This is a genomic window from Actinoplanes sp. NPDC000266 (genome assembly GCF_042899005.1).
Taxonomy (GTDB): Bacteria; Actinomycetota; Actinomycetes; order Mycobacteriales; family Micromonosporaceae; genus Actinoplanes.
Genome location: NZ_JBIAZI010000014.1, coordinates 242,890 through 266,255, shown reverse-complemented (window position 1 = coordinate 266,255; position 23,366 = coordinate 242,890). Strand labels below are relative to the sequence as shown.

The following is a 23,366-nucleotide window of genomic DNA, read 5'->3' as shown; positions in this document are numbered from 1 at the left end:
CGCGGGCACGGGGGGCCGGGGGTCCGGGGTGGCGCCCCCCCCCCCCGGGGGGGCGGGCCGGGGCGGGGGGCGGCGGGGGGGGGCGGCGGGGGGGCGGGGCGGGGGGGGGGGGGGGGGCCCGCCCCCCCGCGACCGGCCGAGGAGAGGGACGACGCGGGTTTCGTGTACTACTCCCGGCACTTCCGGGGCGACCGGCCGGACCTGGAGGTGATGGTGCAGCAGCAGTACGAGTCGGTGTCAGTGCTGACCCTGCCCGCCGACGAGGGCACGTGGAGCGTCGTGCTGATCGCGAGCAGCCGCGACCACGCCCTGCGGGTCCTGCGCGACCCGGCGGTGTGGACGGACGTGGTCGGCCACTATCCCCTGGCCGCTCCGTGGATCGACGCCACCCCGATCACCGGCGTGGACGTGCTGGCCGGCATCGAGGACCGCCTGCGGCACTACGCGCCCGGCGGCGCCCCGCTGGTCACCGGAATGGTCCCGGTCGGCGACGCGTGGGCCTGCACCAACCCGTCACTGGGCCGGGGCGCGGCCTTCACCCTGATCCACGCCCAGATCCTGCGCGACGCCCTGCGCGACACCGACCCGTCCGGCCACGACAAGCTGGCCCGCCGCTTCCACGAGGCGACGGCCCGCACGCTGCTCCCCCTGTACAGGGCCACGAACGGCTTCGACAAACATCGCCTGGCCGAGATCGAGGGCGACGCGACCGGCGTACCGTACCGCACGGACGACCTGCGCTGGATAGGAGCAAAGGCGTTGTACGCGGCCGCCCTGCGCGACCCGGACATGCTGCGCGCCTACCTGACGGTCGCGGGTTTCCTGGAGACCCCGGACGAGGTCTTCGCCCGCCCCGGCGTCCGCGACCGGGTCCTGGCCCTGGGCGTGTCGGCCCCGCGCTATCCCCTGCCCGGTCCCGGCCGCGCCGAGCTCCTGAAGCTCTGCACGAGGTGAACCACTCCCCACCGCGGTCAGATGCTCGGCGTCCGGGACGGGTCACGTCCGAGCCCGTAGGCGGCGTGGATTTCCAGGGCGTTCACGCCCAGGGCGTCGAGGCCCCGGTTGAGGTCGCGGTTGGCCTTGAACTCGGCGGTCACGTACTGCTCGCCCTCGACCGCCGTCGCGGGTGACCAGCCGCTGCGGCCCAGTGCCGTCATGGCCGTCTGCACCGCCACCCACGGGCGGTGGCCGGTGACGCCGACCTGCGTGTAGACCCGGGTGAACGACACCGGCGCGCTGACCTCGGCCGGGCCGGGGCCGTCGCAGGCACGGCGGCCGACGCGTTCGGCGAGGGTGGTGGCCACTGCGACGGCGCGGGCGGTGTCGCCGGTCGGCATGTCGACGACGAGCGCCACCCGTGCCGTCTCCTGCTCCCGCACCATGTCCCGAAGCCAGTCGGGGGCACCGTCGTCACCGGCGTCGTCACCGGCGTCGAGCCACTTTCCGGTGGCGCGGAAACGGGCGGCCGCGTTGCTCCAGCCCGAGTTGGCCGGTTCGGTGCCGTCGCCGGGCTCCGGTGGGGCGGGCTCGTTGCCGGACAGGAAGCCGCGGACGAAATAGCGGGTCTGCTCGGAGCAGTCGACGATCTCGGCCTTCGACACCCGGGTGCGGATGCCGCGCTCGGCGCAGTAGGCGTTCATGCGCCCGGGAAACGTGTGCGGGTTGCCGTCGAGCAGGTAGTGCCGCCCGCATCCCTCGGTGTCGAACCAGAGGTCGGGGTCGACGTCGGGCGGCAACGGCGGGCGCGCGGGGAAGGTCACCGGACGACGGTAGGACGTTCCGGCGGCGCTGCCAACGCGATAAGGCCCGCCTGAGTGGCCCGGAAACCGCATCGGTCCAGGTAGAAGTGGGCCAGGTGGGGTTCGAAGTCGACGTGCAGCCACTCGCACCCGGCGGCGCGGGCCTCGGTGGTGGCGGCCTCGACGAGAGCGACGCCGACGCCACCGTGCTGGTGGGCCGGGTCGACGGCGGTGTCCAGGAGGAAGGCGTGGCTGCCTCCGTCCCAGCAGACCTGGACGAAGCCGATCAGCACGCCCGCCTCGAAAGCGCCCACCCAGGTCAGGGCGTGGCGTTCCAGGCGCCGCGCCCACGGCTGCACCACGGCCGGATCAGCGCCGAACGCTCGGGCGTGCAAAGCGCTGAGCGTCCGATCGTCGACGGGGAAACGGGGAATCAGCTCGATCGTCACCGGGTGACGGTAAAGCCCGCGGACGCCGCACGGAGGCCCGGGAACCGCGGACGCCGCACGGAGGCCCGGGTGGAGGACGGGCCGCGGCCGGCGCGTTGGGGGCAAAGCGCCGGCCGCGGGGCTTCAGGAGTTGTACGCCTCGGCCGTGACCTTCAGGCCGTGCGGGCGGCCCAGCCGGGACGGCCACGTGATGGTGACCTTGCGGGTCTCGCCGGGGAGCAGCCAGAAGTAGTTGTCGCTGTACTCGGCCGGCAGCACCCGCTCACCCTTGCCGTCGCGCAGGGCGACCCGGACCAGCGCCGCGACCGCCTTGCCGCGGTTGGTGACCGTGGCCGTCACGCCACGGCCGGCCGGCGCGGTGCGGACGTCGAGCGACGTGCGGGCCATCGTCGACAGGGCCCGCATGTCCGAGGGCTTCGCATACCTCCAGTACGTGTTCTCCGACAGCAGCTCGCCCTTCGCGGTGCGCATCTCCAGCCGTACGAGATGAAGCGGTTGATCCGCGGCCGCCACCGTGAAGGCCTCCGCCGTCGCCGACGGCGCCACCGACAATGTCTGCTTCTGTTCGGCGCCGAGCGGCTTGCCGGCCAGGTCGTAGGCACGGGCTGTCACCACGACGCCGGTCAATGCCGACGGGGTGTGGTTGACCGCCCGGACACGCCACGTGCCCGGGTCGGCCTGGACGTGACGCGGCGCGCAGCTCTTGCGGGAGCCGTAGTACGCGCCGTTGACGTCCAGGTCGTAGTCGTAGGTCTGCCAGACCGTGCTGTACCAGGCCGGGTGCGACATCCAGAGCAGCAGGCCGGACGCGTTGTCGAACAGCCGCGAGTTCCACGCCTCGAACATCGCGCGGTGGCTCTCGTAGTTGACGAACTGGGCGCGCGTGGTGAACTCCTCCAGCGACGACGCCACGCCCAGCCGGTCCTCGATGGCCTTCTGATAGCCGTCGACGTGCTGGTTCCCGCTGGTCGCCCAGTCGTGATAGCCCCACACCTCGCCGATCGGCCAGGCCGGCTCGCCGCCGGCCAGGTTGCGCATCGTCTCGGCGTGCGGGACCACCGGCATGCCGATCTCGGTGTGGAAGCCGAGCGTGCCCGACACGTAGATCTTCGGGTCGGCGTACGTGGCTGGATCGATCCAGTGCCACGGGCCGTTCCCGCTGACCACGCCGGCGTTCGACGACGGGACGTACACGATCTCCGGGTCGAGCTCGGCCACGGCCTTGCGCAGGCCGGCGTCGATCGCCGGCGGCGGGAACTGCTCGTTGGCGCCGCACCACACTGCGATGCTCGGGTGGTGACGGTAGCGCCGGATGGTGTCGGCCACGATCGCGTCGTACGTCTCGGACGCGTCGATGAACGGGCCGGCCTCCCAGAAGTCGTTCCAGAGAAGGATGCCGTACTCGTCGCAGGCCGCGTAGAGCTCCTCGCGGGTGCTGCTGCCGATCCAGTTGCGGATCATCGTGAAGTTCATGTCGCGGTGCATCGCCACGGCCTCGCGCAGCAGGTGCGGCTGGGTGCGGCGCAGCAGCTCGTCCCATCCCCAGTTGCCGCCGCGGCAGAACACCGGCACGCCGTTCACGCTGATCTTCAGCTCGACCGTGGTGTTGTCGACGGCCTTGACGTCGGTCCAGGTCTCGCCGTCCGCGGAGGCCTGGATGACGAAGTCTTTGGCGTACGCGGTCTCCCAGGCCAGCTTCACCTGGTCGAAGGTGCCGGTCGCGCCCAGGTCGACCTGGATCCACTGGTTGTCGGCGTACTCCGAGGACGCCCAGCGGGTGCGCGGGTTGCCGTCGGTGACGTTGGCCGGCGGGTTGGACGACTCGCTCGACGACGCCGTCGCCGTCCTGCCGAGAGCGAGATCGGTGCCGCCGCCGAGGACCGAAAGAGTCCACAGCGACACGCCCCAGCTCGTGGCCCGGCGGCCGGTCTGGACGCGGACGTAGCGGGCGGTGGTCGGCGGGACGTCGACGGTCTGCGGGCCGTAGTTGCCCAGCGGCGTCTCGTTGTTCACCGCCTTGACGTCCTCCCAGGCGTCGCCGTCGTCGGACACCTGCACGCGGTAGTCGAGCGCGAACGCCTGCTCCCACACCACGGTCACCCGATCGAAATCGGCCGCCGCCCCGAGGTCGACCTGGATCCACTCGTTGTCGCGGTAGTCCGAGCTCCACCGGGTGCCGTCGTCGCCGTCGGTCACCTCGCCGGGGTCCGTGCCGTCGGCGGCGGACGACGCGGTGGCCGTCTTGTGCAGGGCCAGGTCGGCGCCGTCGCCGTCCGAGACCGAAAGGGACCACAACGACACGCCCCAGCCGGTGGCCCGGGCACCCATCTGGAGGCGTACGTGCCGCTTGTGCCGCCGGTCGAAGGTGACCGTCTGGGTGGCCTTGCCGTTCTGGAACTCCAGCGGCGGCTTGGCCGGCGGGCTGATCACGACCGGCTGGAACGTGTCGTACGAGAACTCGCGCAGGCCGTAGCGGACCTTGCGGGAGTCACTGACCGTACGACCGATCGTCGCCGTCACGGTGAGGTCGTGCAGATGCGGGTCGCCGTACCCGTTGGGCCACCAGAGCTGGGGGTCACGGACCTTGACGGTGCCGAAGGTGACGTCGGTGGTCGCACCGGCGGCCACGGTGACCGTTCTTGATCCGCCGATCGAGGACTTGAGGGTGACCGTGGTGGCGGTGGCGGCGGCGTTGCGGACCGGGACGGTCACGGTCACCTCGGCCGTACGGACGTCGGGCACCTTGGTCGCGATGTGCGGGTCGCCGATGACGATGTCGCCGGTGCCGCGGAGCCGGACGTGGTTCCAGATGCCCGAGGCGCGGTCGCGCACGGCCGGCATCCAGTCCCAGCCGGAGACCGCGAGGTAGGTCGGCGAGTCCTTGTACATGGAGCCGCCGTGCAGGAACGTCCAGCTGGTGAGCGTCTTGTCGCCGGGCGTGCCAGGATGCGGCATCGGGGAGATGCGCACCGTGACGTTGTGCCGGGAGTGGCCCTTCAGCGCCCCGGAGATGTCGAAGGCGGCCCGTGCGAACGGATGCGTGACGGTGCCGGTCTCGACGCCGTTGACCGTGACGGTGGCGGCGTGGTTGACGCCGTCGAACTCGAGCCAGACGCGGCGCGAGGCGTCGAAGCCGCGCGGCAGCGTGAAGTCGCGGCGGTAGAGCCACTCGTGCCGGGAGAGCGCCTCGGGGATGTGCAGGTTCTCGAATCCGCCGACCGGGTCGGGCAGGTGGCCCTGCTCGACCAGGCTGGCCAGCACGGTGCCGGGCACCGCGGCGGGAACCCAGTCGCGCGGGTCCGAGTCGGCGAAGTCGTCCATGGTCAGCGCCCAGCCGGATTCGAGCGGGACGGTGCCGTCCGGGGCCACGCTCAGCGCGGGCGCGGGCTCGGTGTTGCCGCCCGCCCAGTCGGTCCAGCCGGTGGCCGGGGGCCGGGGGCCGAGCGCCCGCCCGTACACCTGGAAGCCGTTGAGACCGGCCGGATTGGTGTTGTGCCGCTCCAGCACGGTCAGCCGCACATGCCGCGCCCGCACGGGCACCGGCAGAGCGATCTGCTGGATGCCGCCGGCGCCCTCGGCCGTCTCGTGGGCCACGGTCCAGCTCTTGCCGTCCGAGCTGACTTCGATCCTGTACGAGGTGGCGGCGCTCGACTGGATCTCGTCGCCGTCGGTCGTGTTGTACTTGCCGTCGAACGGCTTGTCCTCGAGCGTCGCCTCGAAGGTCAGGGTGATCCGCTCGATCTCGCAGGCGCCCTGCAGATCCACGGCGATCCACTGCGGGTCGTCGCCCGGGCCGGCCCGCCAGCCCGACCCTTGGACGCCGGTCCGGGCCATCCGGTCGGTGACGAACGACGGCTGGGCCGGCCCGTACGTGGTGGACGACGCGGTGACCGGCCGGTGCAGGGCGAGCTCGCCCTTGCCGCCGGGAGCCTTCTCGCTGGTGATGGCGGCAGTCCTTTCGCTGGGAGCGGCGCCGGCGGCGCCCGCGGGCAGGGCGACCGAGGCAAGCAGCCCACTGCTCGCGCCGAGGAAGGCCCGGCGGGACACGGACGGTGAATCGACCATGATGACTCCAGGGGAGATGACAACGTTGTCATGAAACGGGCCGGGTTCCTATGTGTCAAGACCATGTTTCGGGACCTTTACAAGACCCGTACGGTGACCCCATGACGCGCCCCTGGTGGCAATGGCTCATCGGCTGGATCGGCGTCGCCGCCTTCCTCGGCACCCTGGTGCTCTACGCCGCGAGCGGCCTGCTCGCCCCCGCCTGGGCCATCGCGCTGCTCATGATCGCCTGGCTGGCCATGCTCGTCGTGGTCATCAGGCTGATGCGCGGCGGCCGCCCCCTCTGGGTGCCCGCGGTCGCGGTCCTCGCCTACACGTTCTGGTACGCGGCACTGACCGCCGGCGAGAAGTGGCTCGACTGGACCGGCTGAGCCTCGCCTATCCTGCGTCCGTGACGAAGTCCTACGTGGAGCGGATGCGAGCCTTGATCGGCCGGGAGCCCCTGGTGGTGGCGGGCGCCGGCGTGCTGGTGCGGGACGACCGCCGGCGCGTCCTTCTCCAGCAGCGCTCGGACGACGGCACCTGGAGCATGCCCGGCGGCACCGTGGAGCCGGGCGAACACCTCGAGGAGGCGGCCCGGCGCGAGCTCCGCGAGGAGACCGGCCTGACCGCCGAGGGCCACCTGGAGACGCTGTGGCCGGGACGAACGTGATCCTCGCCTCCGGCGGGTGAGCGCGGGCCGGCCGCCCCGCGAAACCTGCCCTGGGACGACTTGGCCCAGGATGGCGAGGTGCGGGCGGGGCGGCCGGGAGAGGGGTCAGCGCTGCTCGAGGATGGCGACCCTCGTGTAGGCGACGCTGACGATGTCGGGCTTGCCGTCGCCGGTCACGTCGCCGATCGCCAGGGCGTCGGTCTGCCAGCCGGGGTTGTCGACGGTGTTCGTCGTGGAGGGGCCGAGGACGCCGGTGGACTGCTGGAGCTGGACGCTGACCGCCAGCCAGCTCGCGTGGGCCACGGCCAGGTCGCCGCGGCCGTCGCCGGTCAGGTCGCCGATGGCCAGGCCGGCCGGGGAGTCGTACGCCGGATAGGCCGTGGGCACGGGGCTCAAACCGCCGCCCTGCTGGGCGAACACGTCGATCTCGGCGTCCGGCCGGTTGCCCGAGAGGCTGAGCACCAGATCGGCCTTGCCGTCGCCGGTCACGTCGCCGACCGCCGCGCCGGCGCCGACCCGGGGGTAGTTCCCGTCGAACGGAGGCTGATAGGTGGCCGCCGCGCCGTACGTGCCGCCGGCCTGCCGCAGCCGCACCCACGCACCGCCGCCCCACGACTGCGCCAGGTCGAGCCGGCCGTCGCCGTTGAAGTCGGCGGCGAAGACCTGATCGACGTGCGCCGACGAGGGAACCGGGCCGGTGACAACGGCCGGCGCCCCGAACGTCCGGGCCGCCGACTGCTGGTAGACCCGGATCTCGCCGAATCCGGCGCTCGTCAGCACGTCCTGCCGCCCGTCGGCGTTCAGGTCGGCCAGGGCCACGTCCTGCGCGGTCCCGGACAGGAAAACCGGCGCCGCCAGCCGGCCGCCGCGCTGATAGAAGACGTCCACGCCGTTACCGCCGGCGAGGGCCACGTCCGTACGCCCGTCCCCGTCGATGTCGGCCGTGGCCAGCTTCACCTCGGCCCAGGTGCCATGCCCGGCCACCCGGACCGGCGCCCCGTAGCTCCGGTCGGCCCGCTGCGCGTACACCAGGATCGCGCTCAGCTGGGTGTTGTTCTCCGGACCGGCCCCCACGACGATGTCCGGCCGCCCGTCGCCGGTCACATCGGCGATCGCGACGGCGTTGTCCTGGGTCGACCCCGTGCTCAGATATCGCGCCGGCAGGAACGTCCCGCTCGTCGCGGCGACCGCCACCCCCGGCACCAGACCGACCGACAGCCCCACTCCGGCCGCCAGCAAGGCACGCCTCATCACTATCCCCCGTTCCGCCGTCCACCATGGACGATCGCGGGCACGGTTCCCCTCCGTGACGGACCCGAAACTCAGCGCGGTAGATTCCTGCCGATGGAGCTTCTGTTGATCGCCGTCGTGGACATGGCGGAGGGGCACGCCGAGGCGGGCCGGCAGTACGAGGACACCGTGCTGGCCCTGCTCGGCCGGCACGACGGCGTGATCGAGCGGCGCTTCCGCCAGGACGACGGCGCGGCCGAGGTGCACGTGATCCGCTTCGCGGGCCGGGACGGCTACGACGCCTTCATGGCCGACCCCGAGCGGCTGGCCCTGCGGGAGAGGCTGGGCCCGGCCGCGCCGTCCACCCGCGTGCTCCAGGTCTACGAGGCCTGAGCGTCGCGGGCGACCCGGGCCGCGATGCGGGCGACCTCCTCGACCGTGATCGCGATGATCGGCTCGTCCGGGCCGCCGGCGGCGAGGCCGCGCTCGACGTGCGGAGCGTGGATCTCGGCGGCGACCCTCTGATCGAGCGTCTCGTGCAGGCGGTCGGCGATAAGTTTGGCCAGGTCGTTCGTCACGGACGCCAACCTAGCCGATCAGGCGGCGACGGCCTCCCGCGCCGGTGCGGGTTCGTAGACGGTGACGACGACGCCGCGCGCCCAGCGCATGCGCGTGGCCGCGTTCTCGGGATAGTCGCCGTAGGCGGTGGCGAGGTCGGCGACGCAACCGCGGGTGCCACGCGTGCGCACGGCGCGGGCGATGGCGGCGTCGACCGCGCCCGGGGTGGGGCGGGTGCCGGAGGGCAGGTCGCTGGTGAACAGAGCGGCGGCCCGGGCGGCGAGCAATTGGCTTCGCATGTCGATCATCCCTAACGGAGTGGCGATGTGTCAGGAACTCAGAGTGAACCCTCGATGCCACTCCGCGGATCCGGCGATCTACCTAGGTGAGGTCCGAAAATTGACAGGGTCAGATCCGGAAGGCGTTCAGGACCATATCGGCGTAGCGCCGCCACACCGCCGGGTCGTGCTCGCCGAGGGCGATCAGCTGGCGGACCGCGCCGCACAGCACGACCCGGACGTCGGCCTCGCCCGCGTCGGGCCGGACCGGGCCGTCCCGGGCGGCCCGTTCCAGCAGCTCACCGACCTGCGCCAGGATCATCGTGGCGGGACCGATCTGCCCGTCGAAGAGGGCGTCGGCCAGCACGCGGTCGGCGGCCAGGGCGGCGAACATGTCAGGGACATAACTACAGAGTTCCCCGTACGCGTCCTCGCCCTCCAGCGCGGCGCGGGTCCGCGCCGCCAGCTGCTGGAACTGCTCGCGAGCGACCGCCACCACCAGGTCTTGCTTGGCCGGGTAGCTGCGGTAGACGGTCGCCTTGCCGACTCCGGCCCGCTCGGCCACCTGCGGCACCGTCACCCCGAGGCCCTGCTCGGTGAACAGCTCCCGGGCCGCGGCGATGACCCGCTCGTGGTTGCGAACGGCGTCCTTGCGGCGGCTTTCCTGCACGCTGTCAGTCTGACTCACGCCGGTTCCCCGGCACGCGGGCGGCCAGGAACCCGGTGGTGGCGCGGGTCCGGAAGCCGAGCTTCCCGTACAACCGCAAGGCCCCGGTGTTGCCCTGGTTGACGTGCAGGAACGCCTCCTCGCCGCGGCCGCGGACGACCCCGGTCAGCGAGCGCACGAGCGTGCTCGCCAGCCCCTGACCGCGGTACGAGTCGTCGGTGCAGACCGTGCCGATCTCGGTCCAGCCGGGCACCCGGATCCGCTCCCCCGCCATCGCCACGAGCTTGCCGCCGCGGCGGATACCCAGGAACGTCCCCAGCTCGACCGCGCGCGGGGCGAGCGGACCGGGCTTGGTGCGCTCCACGAGGTCGAGCATCTCGGGCACGTCGGCCGGGCCGAGCCGCTCGACCCCGGACAGGCCGCCGGCCACCACGTCGCGGGCCGTCATCTGATAGCCGTCACCGCTGCCGAGAAGCTCCCAGCCCTGCGGGACCCGGGCGCCGATCCCGGCCAGCGTGACGACCGCACCCGGGCCGGCGAGCGCCGCGAGGTCGTCCCATGCCCGCTCGTCGTCCCAGTCGCGCACCGCCACCAGCGGGGAGTAGCCGGGAAGGTAGCGGCCCGCTCCCCCGCGGATCTCGGCGTAGTTCTTCTGCGGCCCGGTGAGAGCGGCCCAGACGAGGTTGGCCGGTACGTCGTTCGTCATGCCGAGGTCCTTTCAGAGGCGACACCAGCGGCAACGGGAGCCGCGTGGGCCGGGTTCACGCGTGGGACGCGGGTCGCAACGGCGGCGGCCGCCAGCGCGGCGACGGCGCAGAAGACGAAGGCGGCGGAGTAGGCGCCGGAGGAGGGACTGTGTGCGCCGGCGGCCAGACCGGCGGCCAGGATCCCGGCCATGATCTGGGTGCCGACCGACGAGCCGGCCGAGCGGATCAGCGAGTTGACCCCGGCCGTCTCGGCCGCGCGGGCGGCCGGGACGGCCTCGACGACGACGGCCGGGATGACGGCCAGGGCCACGCCCACGCCGAACAGGGCGAGCAGCGACCAGGCGGCCACCGCGACCTGGTTGCCGTGGTCGACGGCCAGCAGCAGCGAGCCGAGCGCGGTGACCGCGGCGGCCAGCGCCAGGGGCACCCGGCCGCCGTGCCGCAGGTGCAGCTTGGCCGCGAGCGGGCCGCCGGCCATCATGGCCAGGCTGCCCGGCAGGAGCAGCAGGCCGGCCCGGGTGGCGCTGAGCCCCTGCCCGGCGGCCAGCTGGGGCACGAGCACGAAGGCGCCGAACATGCCGCCGCCGACCAGGAAGGTGGCGAGGTTGGTGACCAGCACCGCCGGCCGCGCGAGCAGGCCGAGGTCGATCAGCGGGTGGGCGAGGCGCCGCTCGACCAGGACGAGGACGGCGAGCACGGCCACACCGGCCGCGATCAGCCCCAGGGTGAGCCCCGAGGTCCAGCCCCAGACCGATCCCCGGCCCACCGCCAGCAGCGGCAGGGTGATCCCGGCCCCCAGCAGCAGCGCGCCGGTCAGATCGACCCGGCCGCCGGCCGTCCGGTCCGAGCCGGGCAGCAGGAACCGGACGGCGATCGCGGCCACAGCGGCCGGGATCGCCGTGCTCCAGAAGATCCAGGCGAGCGGCGCGTGGTCGACGACCAGGCCGCCGAGGATCAGGCCGAGGCCGCTGCCGACGCCGAAGACGGTCGAGATGAGGCCGATGGCGCGGCCGCGCCGCTCGGGCGGGAACGTCGCGCGGGCCACGGCGACGCCGAGCGGGATGACGGCGCCGCCCGCGCCCTGCAGGACGCGCCCGGCGACGACCACGCCGAGGCCGGTGCCGAGCGCGCTGAGCCCGGATCCGGCCGCGAACAGGGTGAGGGCGGCCACCAGCAGCCGGCGGCGCCCGTAGAGGTCGCCGAGCCGGCTCAGCACGGGCGTCAGGACGGCCGAGGCGATCAGATAGGCGGTCAGCGTCCAGGTGACGTTCGGCCGGTCGGTGTGCAGGGTGGCGGCCAGGGCCGGCAGCGCGGGCAGGACGGTCGTCTGGGCCAGCGCGTAGGCGAGGGTGCCCAGGCTCAGCGCGGCCAGCGCGGGTGATTGGCGCATCGATTGCTCCGAAAAGGAAGTGGACTCGTGAGTCCGGATCGCTGAACAATAACCGGACTTGCGAGTCCACTTGTTCGGATTGTGTCGGCGGGCACACGTGGCCGTAGCCACGCACAAATTCGCCACTCCCCGTCCACTCGCGATTCCTAGCTTCAGGCCGGAACACAGAGAGCACTAAGGAGAAGGCGATGAACAAGAAGGTCCTGAGCCTCGTCGGCACCGGCGCGGTCCTCGCCGCCGGACTCACCGGCACGGCGGCCTACGCGGGCGGCAACCACCACGCCGCCAAGAAGCCCACCGTCGTGCTCGTCCACGGCGCGTTCGCCGACTCGAGCGGCTGGAACGCGGTCGTGCAGCGGCTGCGGAAGGACGGCTACCCGGTCGTCTCGGCGGCCAACCCGCTGCGCGGCGTCGCCTCCGACGCCGTCGCCGTGCGCGCCCTGCTCGACAGCATCGACGGCCCGATCGTCCTGGTCGGCCACTCGTACGGCGGCAGCGTCATCTCCAAGGCCGCGGCCGGCGACAAGGACGTCAAGGCGCTGGTCTACGTGGCGGCGTTCCTGCCCAAGGCCGGCGAGAGCGCGGCCGACCTGTCCGGCAAGTTCCCGGGCAGCACGCTGGGCGACACGCTCCAGCCGGTCCAGCTCCCGGGCGGCCACGTCGACCTCTACATCGACCAGGCCAAGTACCCGCAGCAGTTCGCGGCCGACGTCCCGCTCTCCGAGGCCAAGCTGTCGGCCGTCTCGCAGCGGCCGATCGACCAGGCCGCGCTGAACGAGGACGCCGTGGGCGCACAGGCCTGGCAGACCATCCCGAGCTACGACCTGATCAGCGGCGCCGACAAGAACATCCCGCCGGCCGCGCAGCAGTGGATGGCCAAGCGGGCCAACGCCAAGGTGGAGACGGTCAGGGGCGCCTCGCACTCGGTCTTCGTCTCGCATCCGGGCACCACGGCCTCGTTCATCGAGAAGGCCGCGCGCGACACCGTACGGTAAAGGGAGAAACCCCACCTGAACCCTCTCGCACCGCCGTCGCCGGGTTCAATGGCGAACGTGGCTGCGACGACGTTACGGTTCAGCGTTCTGGGCCCGGTGCGGATCCGCAACGGCACGACGGACCTCGAGCTCGGCGGGCGCCAGCAGCGGTTGCTGCTGGCGCTCCTGCTCGCCCGGGCCGGCACGGTGGTCGGCCTGGGCGAGCTGGTCGACGCCATCTGGGGCGACGACCCGCCGGCCAGCGCGGTCAACAGCATCCACCGCGCGGTCGGCACCCTGCGCCGGCTGATCGAGCCGAACCTGCCGGTGCGGGCGGTCGGCGAGCACCTCGTGCGGCATTCGGCCGGCTATCGCCTCGACGTCGGCGAGGACGCCCTCGACCTGCTGCGCTTCCGGGCCCTCGTGCGGCGCGCGCGACAGGCGGCGGGTGAGGCCGAGGCGGTGCACCACTACGCCGAGGCGCTGTCGCTGTGGCAGGGCCCGCCCGCGGCCGGGCTCGAACCGGTCTCGCGCACCCACCCCGCCTTCATCGCCCTGGAGGCCGAGCTGGCGCAGACCGTCCGCGAGGCGGGCGACGTGGCGCTGCGCACCGGCGACGCCCGGCTGATTCTGCCCACCCTGCGGCGCATCGGCGGCTGGCGGCCGTACGACGAGGCGCTGCAGACCCGCGTCATGCTGGCCCTGGCCGCCGAGGGCCGTCAGGCCGAGGCCCTCGAAGCCTTCCAGGAGATCCGCCGCCGCCTCGCCGACGAGCTGGGCCTCGACCCCGGCCCCGAGCTCCGTGCGGCCCACGATCGGGTGCTGCGCCGGCAGTCCGACGCCGCGCCCGTGCCGGACGACCTTCCGCCGGCACAGCGGAACTTCGTGCCCGCCCAGCTTCCGGGCGACCATCCCTACTACACCGGCCGGGCCGATGTGCTGGCCCGGGCCGAGGCGATCCTGGCCGACGACCGCCGCCAGGGCCGCCCGACCGTGGCCCTGGCCTTCGACGGCATGCCCGGCGTCGGCAAGACCACCGTCGCCGTCCATCTGGCCCACCGGCTCGTACCGTCCTTTCCCGACGGTCAGCTCTATGTCGATCTGCGGGGATTCGCCGCGGACGCGGCCATGACGCCGTTGGAGGCCCTGCGGGGCCTCTTGAGCTCTTTGGGTGTACGCGGTGACGACCAGCCCGCCGAGCTCCAGGCCGCCGCCGGGCTCTTCCGGAGCCTGCTGGCCGGGCGACGGATGCTGCTCGTGCTCGACAACGTCCGCGACTTCGAGCAGGTCCGCCACCTGCTGCCCGGCACACCGGGCAGTCTGGCGCTGGTCACCAGCCGGGCCCGGATCACCGATCTGATCACGGCCGGCGCCCACCCGCTGCCGATCGAGCTGCCCTCCTCGGCCGAGGCCCGCGAGAACCTCGTCAGCCGCCTCGGCCGGGCCCGGGTCGACGCCGAGCCGACCGCCGTACAGGCCCTGATCGAGCGCTGCGGCCGGCACCCCCTCGCGCTGGCGATGGTGGCGGCGCGGGCGATGGCGCTGCCGGACACGCCGCTCACCGAGATCGCGGCCGACCTGGCCGTGGGCCAGGAACGCCTCGACGGCTTCGAGGGCAGCCTCGCCGCCATCTTCTCGTGGTCCTACCGGGCCCTCTCCCCCGCCGCCGCGGCCCTGTTCCGGCTGCTGCCCCTCTATCCAGGCCCGGAGATCACCGTGGACGTGGCGGCCGCCCTGGCCGGCACCGGCGAGCGGGCCGCGCGGTTGCTGCTGGGCGAGCTGGCCCAGCAGATGCTGACCCAGGTGCGCGGCGGCCGCCATCAGCTGCACGACCTGCTCCGCGCGTACGCGGCCGGCCTGAGCGAGGCCGAGGACCCGGGGCCGAGCCGGGACGCGGCCGCGTCCCGGCTCTACGAGCACCTGGGCTGGGTCGATCAGCCTTCGAGGACGAGCTCGGCCGCCCGCTCGGCGATCGCGTAGACGGTGGCGTTGGTATTGCCCGACGGGATGGCCGGCATGACCGACGCGTCGGCCACCCGCAGCCCGCCGACGCCGCGCACCCGCAGGCCGGTGTCGACCACGGCGTCCGGGCCGTCGCCCATGGCGAGGGTGCCGACCGGGTGGCAGTAGGACGCGACCGCCCGCCGGGCGTAGTCCCGCAACTCGTCGTCGCCGTCGGTGGCCGGGCCGGGGATCACCTCGGCGTCGCGCCAGTCGGCGAGCGCGGCCGCCCGGCCGATGCGGCGGGCCAGGCGCACCCCGGCGACCACGGCGTCGAGGTCGCGCGGGTCGCCGTAGTAGTTCGGGTCGAGCAGCGGGTGGCTGCCGGGCGCGGCGTCGGCCAGCCGCACCGTGCCACGGCTGTGCGGCGCCATCAGCGAGACGCCGATCGTGTAACCCTGGTCCGGCCCGTCGTGACCGTTCACCGGCCGGGGCAGGTCGACGAAGATGAGCTGGAGGTCGGGGCCGGGCAGCCCGTCGCGGCTGCGGACCAGGCCGATCACCTCGCCGTGGTTGTGGCGCGGGGTGGGTACCGGGCGCGCCGAGCGGTAGACCACGTTGGCGATCGGGTGGTCCTGCAGCCCGGATCCGACGCCGGGCAGGTCGGCCACCGCCTCGATGCCGTGCCCGCGCAGGTGGGCCGCCGGTCCGAGGCCGCTGAGCATCATGAGCTGGGCCGAGCCGATCGTGCCGGCGGTCAGGACCACCTCGCCGGCCGACACGGTCACCGTCTCGGAGCCGATGCCGTAGACGACGCCCGTGCAGCGGCCGTTCTCGAGGACGAGGCGGTGGGCCAGGGCGCCGGTGACGACGGTCAGGTTGGACCGGTCGCGGGCCGGGGTCAGGTAGGCGTCGGCCGCGCTCTGCCGGCGTCCGTCCACGATGTTCACGTCGACCGGGGCGAAGCCCTCCTCGAGGCCGCCGCTGATGTCGGCCGCGCGGTGCTGGCCGGCCTCGACGGCGGCCTCGAGCGCGGCCGCCAGCACCGGGTTGACCGGGTCGGCGGGCGCCACGGTGAGCGGGCCGCCCCGCCCGCGCAGCACGGGATCGCGGCCGGGGGCGTTCTCGCTGCGCTTGAAGTACGGCAGCAGGTCGTAGTAGCCCCAGTTCTTCGCGCCCGCCCCGGCCCAGCGGTCATAACTGGTGTGGTGGCCGCGGGCGAACAGCATGGCGTTGATCGACGAGCCGCCACCGAGGCCCTTGCCGCGCGGCAGCGGGGTGACCGCCCCGGCCGGGCCCTGCGGCACGGTCAGCTCGCCCCAGTTGGCGCCGGTGCGCACCAGGCCGGGCCAGGCCGGCGGGTCGGACATGGCCGGCAGCGGAACGCCGTCGCCCGCCTCCAGCAGCAGCACGCGCAGGTCCTCGCGCTCCGACAGCCGTGCCGCGAGGACGGAACCGGCGGTTCCGCCGCCGACCAGGACCACGTCGTAGGTGTTCATGTCGCCTCCCCAGATGCGTTTCCAATGGAAACGTCTCACTGGTATCAACGGTAGCGACGAGAACGGCCGGACACCGCTGACGCCGACAACGTCACGACGGTGAACCGGCGGGGGTCAGCGTGCGTCGGACAGACGCCCCAGCCATTCGGCGAGCAGGGAGCGCTCGGCCTCGGTGAGAGCGCCGTCCGGCGCCTCGGGCAGCGCCTGGCGCAGCGCGCCGGCGTACTGGGAAAGGGTCCTGCCCTTCCGGACCGGCCGCCCGGTGACGACGGCCGCCCGCACGGACTCCCACATCGCCTGCGGCACACCGGGATCGCGCTCGGCCGGCTCGATGGCCAGTTGCGAGACGACCACGCCGACGCCGCCGCTGTGCAGCATCTCGGTGGCCCGTTCGACGCTGGTCCGCAACCGCCCGGCCGCCGCGACCCGCTCGACCAGATGACGCAGGCCGGCGATGGCCTCCCGGCGGGCGCTGTCGGCCCGGCCCGGGCGGGGCTCACCGAACGCGAGCAGATAGCAGGCGGGCTCGGCCAGGCCGAACCGGATGTGCAGGTCCCACGCGCGGGCCAGATCGTCCACCGGGTCGCCGGTCTCGCCCAGCGCGCCCTTGTCGGCCAGGTAGTCGCGCATGCCGTGCACAGCCACCGCGTCGAGCAGGCTGTCCTTGTCGCCGAACAGCCGGTAGATGGCCGGCGGCTGGACGCCGGCGGCCGACGCCACCGAGCGGGTCGTCACCGCGTCGCGTCCCTGCTCGGCCAGAAGCCGCCCGGCGGCCCGGATGATGCGCTCCCGCGTGTCCCATGCCACGGTCCGCACCTTAACAACCCCCTTTCCTGAACCGAGGCGGGAAAGCCGCCGTCGTATGGGTGACTCGCGAAAAGAAAGGACCGGGACAATGGCCGATAATTGGCTTCCGCAACGCCAGGTACCGAGGGTCGCGGAGCAGGCACTGTCGGCGGAGGAGATCGCGTTCCTCGACGCTTTCCTCAGCGCCGCGGTGACCGTGCAGCGCAACCTCGACTCCGACCTCAAGTGTGAGCAGAACCGCACCCTGAGCGAGTACATCACCCTGCGCCGCCTGGGCGACGCGCCGGACCGCCGGATGCGCATCAACGAGCTCGCGGCGACCGCGTTCCTGTCGCTGAGCCGGATGAGCCGCATCGTCGAAAAGCTCGAACAGCAGGGCCTGGTCACCCGCGAGCAGGTGCCGGACGACCGGCGCGGCTGGAACGCGGTGCTCACCGAGGCCGGCCTCGAGTGGCTGCGGCGCGGCGACCGGGCGTACGCGGCCAGCGTGCACCGCCACGTCCTCGACCAGCTCGACCGCCGCGACCTGCCCGGCCTGACCAGCGTCGCCCGGGTGCTGGCCAACCTGCCGGACCGCAAGCCGTCATTCATGCGCGTGGCGTGAGCCGTACCACGACGTGGGCGGCGTCGCCGGACATGCCACCGAGAAAGCCCGAACCGAACGTGTTCTGCCAGGGCAGCCCGGCGAACCCCAGACCCGGAACGGTGGCCGAAACACCCCTGCGGTGCGCCGGCCACCCACCCGGCCCGATCGCCCGGTCGGCCGCCCCGACAGCCACACCTCGCGGCTCGCGGCCAGATCGAGGGCGAGGCCGGCGCCCGCAGTCCCGGCCCCGATCACCAGCACCGGCCCCGGCCCCGGCCCCGGCGGCAGATCGCTCGGCCGGTGGTACTCGCTGTAGTCGGCCATCTCGACCCTGGTCGGATGCGCAGCCGGGTCCAGCGCCATCGGCATGCCGGGCAGACCGCAGAACCGGGCCGGGGTGAACAGCCGAAGGCAGTCGTAGCGCTGCCGCCAGGCGTCGCCCACGTGCGCGGCCGCGTCGAGCACGACAAAGGGCCGGCCCCGCCGCCGCAGGTGCCACGCGGCGGCCAGACCGGCGGCGCCACCACCCACGATCACGGTGCCGGCCCTGTCCCCCAACGGCACTACTTCTGGTAGGCCGCGATGAACTGCAGCACGCTGTCCTGGAAGAGCTCCGGCTCCTCGATGTTGCCGAGATGGCCGCTGTTGGAGAGGATGAGCAGGCGCGAGCCGGGGATCAGATCGTGGATCTCGCGGGCCCAACGCTCGCCGCAGATGATGTCGTAGCGCCCGGCGATGACCAGGGCGGGTACCCGCACGCCGGCCAGCAGCTCCCGGTCGTCGATCGGGTCGGCGTGGCCGGCGGCGTCGCGGCCCGAGATGTAATTGACCCGGATGTGCTCGCGGAACGGCTTGAACTCGGCCTCGCGGCCCCAGTAGTCGGCCAGGTACGACGGCAGCAGCCCGCGCAGCGCCAGCGTGAGCTGGTCGTCGTCGGTGATCGAGCCGACCGCCTGCAGCGACTGGAGCACCGCCGGCACCTCGGGGTTGCCCTCGTTGCGCTTGACGAACAGCTCGACCTGGCGGCCCACCTCGGCCCCCTGCTCGGCCCCGGTGACCGGGGCGCTGTCGTAGAGGATCACGCCGGCCAGGCGCTGCGGGCGGGTGGCCGCGTAGTACTGGGCGACGAAACCGCCGTACGAGTGCCCGAGCAGGAAGACCTTCTCGGCGCCGAGGTCGTCGACGATCCGGTCGATCGCGGTCGAGTAGAGCTCGCGGGTGTAGCCGTCGGGGTGCGTCGGCAGCCGCCCGGACTCGCCGGTGCCGAGCGCCTCGGCGTACGCGACGCGGGCGTGCTCCTCGACGGCCGGCATCCGCAGGTAGTCCCAGAAGACGCCGGGGCCGCCGGGCATCGCCACGACGACCGCCGAACCCTGCCCGTACACGTGATATCGCTGCTCGACGCCGTTGACGTCGACGGTGTGAATGGCCATGCCCGGTACAACGCGCCGGCCGGGCCCGGGCTCACCGATGTGATGTCGTCCGCAATCAGGCCAGCGCCTCGCGCAACGACCGCAGGGCGTAGTGCGCCCGCGACTTCACCGTGCCGGCCGGAACGCCCAGGCTGCGGGCGATGTCGGCCACCGAGCGGCCCTTGAGGTACAGCTCGTCGAGGATGGTGCGGTGCGCCTCGCTGAGCGCGCGCAGCCCGGACCGCAACTGCTGCACCGCGACCGCCGTCTCGGCCGTGTCCTCGGTGGTCGGCATCGCGGTCAGGTCGAGGCTTTCCACCTCGGCCGGGCGGGCCTTGCGCATCCGCAGCGCGTCGATGGCGGTGTTGCGGGCGACGGTGTAGAGCCACCGCCGCGCGGACTCGCCGCACTCCGGCATGGCGTCCATCCGGCGCCAGGTGCGCAGCATCGTCTCCTGGAGCAGATCCTCGGCGAACTCCCGGTCGCCCCGGGTGAAACCGCGCAGATAGCTCAGCAGGGCGTCGCCGTACTCGGCGTGCAGCGCGCTGAGCCGGGAACTGTTCGTGTTGTCCACGAGCCGAAAGGTAGGCCGGGACGATGGGGAAACAGTGGGGTACGAGTGGGGACGGCCGCGGCGGCGCGGGGCGCTCCGCCGGTCGGGGGGAGAGGCGGCCGGCACCCACGGCGGCCACCGCGGCCGTCGCAGGGTCCGACGGGCCGCGGGCGCCGAAGTTCAATCGCCGCGCCGGTAAAGGTCGACGGTGGGCCGTTCGGGGGCCGGCTTGCTGTCCGGGCCGGGCGCGGTGACGGCGGCCGCGTCGGCCGCGGTCCGCTCCTCGCCGCAGGCCGACGCGAAGGCGAGGCCGAAGCTCGCGATGATCGCGAGCGGGGCTATCCGGGCACGTCGCATGGGAGACTCCTTCGGATCGGGGTGCCGTAACCCCTCCGACGGCTCGCGGCCCCCGCGGGTTCAATTCTGATTTCACAACGGCCCGGGAACCCCCGGGGTTCACCGGGCGCCGACTATCTCTCAGAAGCGTTCGGTACGCCTGTACGTCACGCTATGTTTGGCGCCGTTGTGAGCCAGAACCCGATCCGATTCACCGTGCTCGGGCCGGTGCGGGCGTTCAGCGGGGATCGCGAGCTCAATCTCGGCCCCCGGCAGCAGCGGCAAGTACTCGGACTCCTGTTGATCCGCGCCGGGCGCGACATCCCCGTGCACCAGTTCGTCGAGATGCTCTGGGGGCACGCGGCGCCCGCCAGCGCGGTCAACAGCCTGCACCGGTTCATCGGAGCGCTGCGGCGCATCCTCGAGCCCGACCTGCCCGCCCGGTCGCCGGGCCGCTGGCTGCTGCGCCGCGACGCCGCCTATCGCCTGGTGGCCCCGCAGGGCGCGATCGACCTGATGGAGTTCCGGCGGCTGGCCGACGAGGCACGGGAGGCCGAGAGCATGGGCTTCCGCGACGTGGCCATCGCCCGCTACGCCGAGGCGCTGCGCCAGTCGAGCGGCCGCTGCGCCGACGACGGCGCCGACGACGCCCACCGCTATTCGGTCTTCCTCGCCATCGACGCCGAGTACGCGACGGTGGCCCGGGACGCGGCCCGCGCCGCCGTCGCGTTCGACCGGCTCGGCGAGATCCTGCCCGCCGTGCGCCGGGCGGCCGAGATGAACCCGCTGGACGAGTCGTTGCAGGCCCGGCTGATGCTGATGCTGGCCGCCGACGGCCGTCAGGCCGACGCCTTCGCGCTGTTCCAGTCGGTGCGCGACGCGCTCGCCCGCGAGCTGGGGGTCGATCCGGGCGCGGAGCTTCGGGCCGCGTACGACGAGGTGCTGCAACCGCGGCCGCGGGCCGCGGCCGAGAGCCCGGCCCGCATCCGGGTCAGCCCGGCCCAGTTGCCACGGGATCTGCCGCTGTTCACCGGCCGCCGGGCCGACCTGGAACGGGTCTCGGCCCTGCACCGCGCCGGCGAGCGGGACGGCCGCATGCCGATCATCGCGATCGACGGCATGCCCGGCGCCGGCAAGTCCACCTTCGCGGTGCACTGGGCGTCCGAGGCGGCGTCCCGCTTCCCGGACGGGCAGATCTATCTGGACCTGCGCGGCGAGGAACCGGGAGACGCCCTGACCGCGCTGCTGAGCACGCTCGGCGTGCCCGAGGCGGCCATGCCCACGGGCCTGAACGCGAAGGCCGCCCTCTACCGCAGCTATCTCGCCGGGCGCCGGATGCTGGTGCTGCTGGACAACGCCGGGAGCGCCGAGCAGGCGCGCCCGCTGCTGCCCGGCGCGGCCGGCTGCCTCACCGTGGTGACCAGCCGGCGACGGCTCACCGCGCTGGCCGCGGCCGAGGGCGCCCACCTGGTGACCCTCGGCCTGCCGGACGAGGCCGAGGCGCGGCAGCTTCTCACCCGGAGGCTGGCGGCGGCGCTCGGCGACCGTGGGGCGGCGTCGCGGGAGGCGCTGGACGCGATCGTCGAGGCGTGCGGGCGGTTGCCGGGCGCGCTGACGGCGGTCGCCGCCGAGGCCGGCGGCGACCTCGACGGCCTGGCCGCGAGCCTGCGCCGCGAGGGCGGGCTGGACGCGTTCGGCGGCCTGCGGGCGGCCTTCGCCGGGTCGTACGAGGCGCTGGCCGAGCCCGCCGCGCGCCTGTTCCGCCTGCTGGCCGTGCACCCTGGGCCCGACCTGACGCCGCCGGCGGCGGCCGCCCTGTCCGGGCTGCCCGAACGCGAGACAGCGCCGCTGCTGGCCCGTCTCACCGGTGAGCACCTGCTCACGGCCGTGCCGCCGGGACGGCTCACCCTCCATGTGCTGCTGAAGGCGTACGCGAAAGAGCTCTCCGGCAAGCGCGAACGCGACGAGGCCGGAGCACGCCTGTTCGCGCACTACCGTCACTCGGCGTACGAGGCGAACCGGCTTTTGAGGCCCTTGATGGACCCCATCGAACCCGGCGCACGGCCGGAGGGCGTGCCCGTCGAGGAGTTCGGCGACTACTGCGGCGCGTTCCGCTGGTTCCGCGCCGAGCATCGCGTGCTGCGGGCGCTGATCGAGCGCGGCGACGGGCCCGGCGTGTGGCAGCTCGCCACCACGATGGTGCCGTTCTATCAGTGGACCGGGCTCCGGCACGAGTGGCTGGCGACGATGCGGGCGGCGCTGTCCTCGGCCGAACGGGCCGGCGACCGGCTCGGTGAGGCGCACATGCAGCGCTGCCTCGCCGGGGCCTTCTATTCGCTCGGCGACCTCGACGAGGCCCGCGACCGTCTGGACCGGGCCCTGGCGCTGTTCACCGAGCTGGGCGCGCTCACCGGGCAGGCGCACGTCCACCTCAACCTCGGCCTGGTCCGCTCGGCCGACGAGGCGTCCTTCGCCAAGGCCCTCGAGTTGTACGAACGGGCCGGCTACGACAGGGGCATCGTCGCCGCGACCGAGGGCATCGCGCTCTCGCACGCCGTGCAGGGCCGCGACCGGTCGGCGATCGGCCTCTACGAGCGCGCGATGGCCGGCTATCTGCGCCTCGGCGACCCGCGCGGGGTGGGCAGCTGCCTGCTCGGCCTGGGCCGGCTGCGGCAGCGTCAGGGCGAGCGGGAGATCGCGGCCGACCTGCTGCGCCGCTCGGTCGAGCTCTACCGCGAGGCCGGGCACCGGGGCGAGGAGGCCGAGGCGCTGATCGCGCTCGGCGACGCGCTGACCGGCGGCGAGGCCCACGTGGCCTGGCGCGCGGCCCTGGACATCCTCGACGAACTGCGGCTCCCGGCCGTCCGGGACGTGCAGAGCAGATTGCACAGTGGAAGGTGAGTCACATAGAAACCGTCGCCGTCGTCGCGGCCGACCCGATCGTCCGTGCCGGCCTGACCCGCATGCTGACGGCGTCGCCCGGCCTGACCGTGCGCCACGAGCTGGCCGACCTCACGGCCCTGCGCGGCGTGCCGGCGCCCTCGCTGGTGGTGCTCGACCTCTACGACCGGGTGCCGGCCGAGTCGTGGCACCAGCTGCGGGTGGTCGCGCTGGTGCGCCCGCAGAACCCGCCCGACCTGCTGGCCGCGCTGCGCGGCGGCGCGATCGGCCTGATCACCCGGCGCGGCGCGGCCGGCGACCTGCCCTTGGCGGTGGAGGCGGTGCGCCGCGGCGGGGCCTACGTGGCGGCCGAGCTGCTGGCCACGCTGCCCGCGCCGAGCCACGAGCCGAGGCTGACCGAGCGGGAGGTGGAGACCCTGCGCTGGGTGGCGCAGGGCCTGACGCACAGCCAGATCGGCCGCCGGATGGGCCTGACCGAATCGACCGTCAACACCTACGTGAAGAGGATCCGGGCCAAGCTGAACGCCGGCAACAAGGCGGAGCTGACCCGGCGCGCCATCGAGCTCGGCTACCTCACGCGGTTCCCCTGAGCGGCCGCGACCGTGATCACATCCCTGAACGA

General features: G+C 73.4%; 24 protein-coding genes. 9 read left to right on the top strand and 15 right to left on the bottom strand.

Annotated features, from left to right (window positions below; genetic code table 11):
* Positions 1-162 precede the first annotated feature (162 nt).
* Positions 163-954: a hypothetical protein gene (locus tag ACFY36_RS43830; RefSeq protein WP_499751855.1), complete on the top strand. Its 792-nt coding sequence runs from the start codon at positions 163-165 to the stop codon at positions 952-954.
* A 17-nt stretch (positions 955-971) separates the two neighbouring features.
* On the opposite strand, the gene ACFY36_RS43825 is transcribed toward ACFY36_RS43830, so the two are convergent.
* The 3 genes from ACFY36_RS43825 to ACFY36_RS43815 all read right to left on the bottom strand — a co-directional run bounded on the left by ACFY36_RS43825 (position 972) and on the right by ACFY36_RS43815 (position 6,253).
* On the bottom strand, positions 972-1,760 hold the full coding sequence (locus ACFY36_RS43825; RefSeq protein ID WP_499751854.1) for a hypothetical protein: 789 nt from the start codon (positions 1,758-1,760) through the stop codon (positions 972-974).
* Positions 1,757-2,188, bottom strand: coding sequence for a GNAT family N-acetyltransferase (locus ACFY36_RS43820; RefSeq protein WP_499751853.1), 432 nt, complete (start codon positions 2,186-2,188; stop codon positions 1,757-1,759). Before ACFY36_RS43820 ends, ACFY36_RS43825 begins: the two co-directional genes overlap by 4 nt.
* A gap of 123 nt (positions 2,189-2,311) precedes the next feature.
* Complete coding sequence (locus tag ACFY36_RS43815; protein WP_499751852.1) at positions 2,312-6,253, bottom strand: discoidin domain-containing protein; 3,942 nt, start codon at positions 6,251-6,253, stop codon at positions 2,312-2,314.
* 101 nt (positions 6,254-6,354) lie between these two features.
* Here ACFY36_RS43815 and ACFY36_RS43810 point away from each other — a divergent pair, with 101 nt between their 5' ends.
* Positions 6,355-6,624 (top strand): hypothetical protein, encoded by a 270-nt coding sequence (locus ACFY36_RS43810; RefSeq protein WP_499751851.1) that lies wholly within the window; start codon positions 6,355-6,357, stop codon positions 6,622-6,624.
* A 20-nt stretch (positions 6,625-6,644) separates the two neighbouring features.
* The gene (locus tag ACFY36_RS43805; RefSeq protein ID WP_499751850.1) at positions 6,645-6,905 is read left to right on the top strand and encodes an NUDIX domain-containing protein; all 261 of its coding nucleotides are present in this window, start codon (positions 6,645-6,647) and stop codon (positions 6,903-6,905) included.
* Positions 6,906-7,010: 105 nt separating this feature from the next.
* Here the strand turns inward: ACFY36_RS43805 and ACFY36_RS43800 are convergent, their stop codons facing one another.
* Positions 7,011-8,156: an FG-GAP repeat domain-containing protein gene (locus ACFY36_RS43800; RefSeq protein WP_499751849.1), complete on the bottom strand. Its 1,146-nt coding sequence runs from the start codon at positions 8,154-8,156 to the stop codon at positions 7,011-7,013.
* A 93-nt stretch (positions 8,157-8,249) separates the two neighbouring features.
* Here ACFY36_RS43800 and ACFY36_RS43795 point away from each other — a divergent pair, with 93 nt between their 5' ends.
* Positions 8,250-8,528: a hypothetical protein gene (locus ACFY36_RS43795; RefSeq protein ID WP_499751848.1), complete on the top strand. Its 279-nt coding sequence runs from the start codon at positions 8,250-8,252 to the stop codon at positions 8,526-8,528.
* Here the strand turns inward: ACFY36_RS43795 and ACFY36_RS43790 are convergent.
* From ACFY36_RS43790 to ACFY36_RS43770, 5 genes are all read right to left on the bottom strand, one after another.
* Positions 8,516-8,713 carry a hypothetical protein gene (locus ACFY36_RS43790; protein WP_498687091.1) on the bottom strand — a complete coding sequence of 66 codons (198 nt, stop codon included), beginning with the start codon at positions 8,711-8,713 and terminating at the stop codon, positions 8,516-8,518. The two genes, ACFY36_RS43795 and ACFY36_RS43790, sit on opposite strands and share 13 nt — an antisense overlap.
* A gap of 18 nt (positions 8,714-8,731) precedes the next feature.
* Complete coding sequence (locus tag ACFY36_RS43785) at positions 8,732-8,992, bottom strand: hypothetical protein (RefSeq protein WP_499751847.1); 261 nt, start codon at positions 8,990-8,992, stop codon at positions 8,732-8,734.
* 109 nt (positions 8,993-9,101) lie between these two features.
* The gene (locus tag ACFY36_RS43780) at positions 9,102-9,659 is read right to left on the bottom strand and encodes a TetR/AcrR family transcriptional regulator (RefSeq protein ID WP_499751846.1); all 558 of its coding nucleotides are present in this window, start codon (positions 9,657-9,659) and stop codon (positions 9,102-9,104) included.
* The gene (locus ACFY36_RS43775; RefSeq protein ID WP_499751845.1) at positions 9,646-10,344 is read right to left on the bottom strand and encodes a GNAT family N-acetyltransferase; all 699 of its coding nucleotides are present in this window, start codon (positions 10,342-10,344) and stop codon (positions 9,646-9,648) included. Before ACFY36_RS43775 ends, ACFY36_RS43780 begins: the two co-directional genes overlap by 14 nt.
* Complete coding sequence (locus ACFY36_RS43770) at positions 10,341-11,735, bottom strand: MFS transporter (protein ID WP_499751844.1); 1,395 nt, start codon at positions 11,733-11,735, stop codon at positions 10,341-10,343. The genes ACFY36_RS43775 and ACFY36_RS43770 overlap by 4 nt, the downstream gene beginning before the upstream one ends.
* Before the next feature lie 188 nt (positions 11,736-11,923).
* Between ACFY36_RS43770 and ACFY36_RS43765 the strand changes: the two genes are divergently transcribed.
* Positions 11,924-12,730, top strand: a complete 807-nt coding sequence (locus tag ACFY36_RS43765) for an alpha/beta hydrolase (RefSeq protein WP_499751843.1) — start codon at positions 11,924-11,926, stop codon at positions 12,728-12,730.
* A 57-nt stretch (positions 12,731-12,787) separates the two neighbouring features.
* Positions 12,788-14,689 (top strand): AfsR/SARP family transcriptional regulator, encoded by a 1,902-nt coding sequence (locus ACFY36_RS43760; protein WP_499751842.1) that lies wholly within the window; start codon positions 12,788-12,790, stop codon positions 14,687-14,689.
* Here the strand turns inward: ACFY36_RS43760 and ACFY36_RS43755 are convergent.
* Positions 14,644-16,149, bottom strand: a complete 1,506-nt coding sequence (locus tag ACFY36_RS43755; RefSeq protein WP_499751841.1) for a GMC family oxidoreductase — start codon at positions 16,147-16,149, stop codon at positions 14,644-14,646. The two genes, ACFY36_RS43760 and ACFY36_RS43755, sit on opposite strands and share 46 nt — an antisense overlap.
* Before the next feature lie 114 nt (positions 16,150-16,263).
* The gene (locus tag ACFY36_RS43750; RefSeq protein WP_499751840.1) at positions 16,264-16,956 is read right to left on the bottom strand and encodes a TetR/AcrR family transcriptional regulator; all 693 of its coding nucleotides are present in this window, start codon (positions 16,954-16,956) and stop codon (positions 16,264-16,266) included.
* Positions 16,957-17,044: 88 nt separating this feature from the next.
* Here ACFY36_RS43750 and ACFY36_RS43745 point away from each other — a divergent pair, with 88 nt between their 5' ends.
* Positions 17,045-17,560, top strand: a complete 516-nt coding sequence (locus tag ACFY36_RS43745) for a MarR family winged helix-turn-helix transcriptional regulator (RefSeq protein WP_499751839.1) — start codon at positions 17,045-17,047, stop codon at positions 17,558-17,560.
* On the opposite strand, the gene ACFY36_RS43740 is transcribed toward ACFY36_RS43745, so the two are convergent.
* From ACFY36_RS43740 to ACFY36_RS43725, 4 genes are all read right to left on the bottom strand, one after another.
* Positions 17,540-18,100, bottom strand: coding sequence for an FAD-dependent oxidoreductase (locus ACFY36_RS43740; protein ID WP_499751838.1), 561 nt, complete (start codon positions 18,098-18,100; stop codon positions 17,540-17,542). The two genes, ACFY36_RS43745 and ACFY36_RS43740, sit on opposite strands and share 21 nt — an antisense overlap.
* A 5-nt stretch (positions 18,101-18,105) precedes the next feature.
* Positions 18,106-18,975 carry an alpha/beta fold hydrolase gene (locus ACFY36_RS43735; RefSeq protein ID WP_499751837.1) on the bottom strand — a complete coding sequence of 290 codons (870 nt, stop codon included), beginning with the start codon at positions 18,973-18,975 and terminating at the stop codon, positions 18,106-18,108.
* 55 nt (positions 18,976-19,030) lie between these two features.
* Positions 19,031-19,528 carry a sigma-70 family RNA polymerase sigma factor gene (locus ACFY36_RS43730; protein ID WP_499751836.1) on the bottom strand — a complete coding sequence of 166 codons (498 nt, stop codon included), beginning with the start codon at positions 19,526-19,528 and terminating at the stop codon, positions 19,031-19,033.
* A 159-nt stretch (positions 19,529-19,687) separates the two neighbouring features.
* Positions 19,688-19,864: a hypothetical protein gene (locus tag ACFY36_RS43725; protein ID WP_499751835.1), complete on the bottom strand. Its 177-nt coding sequence runs from the start codon at positions 19,862-19,864 to the stop codon at positions 19,688-19,690.
* 168 nt (positions 19,865-20,032) lie between these two features.
* Between ACFY36_RS43725 and ACFY36_RS43720 the strand changes: the two genes are divergently transcribed.
* Both ACFY36_RS43720 and ACFY36_RS43715 read left to right on the top strand, forming a co-directional pair.
* Positions 20,033-22,744 carry an AfsR/SARP family transcriptional regulator gene (locus ACFY36_RS43720; RefSeq protein WP_499751834.1) on the top strand — a complete coding sequence of 904 codons (2,712 nt, stop codon included), beginning with the start codon at positions 20,033-20,035 and terminating at the stop codon, positions 22,742-22,744.
* Complete coding sequence (locus ACFY36_RS43715; protein ID WP_499751833.1) at positions 22,741-23,334, top strand: response regulator transcription factor; 594 nt, start codon at positions 22,741-22,743, stop codon at positions 23,332-23,334. The genes ACFY36_RS43720 and ACFY36_RS43715 overlap by 4 nt, the downstream gene beginning before the upstream one ends.
* The last annotated feature ends 32 nt before the right edge of the window (positions 23,335-23,366 follow it).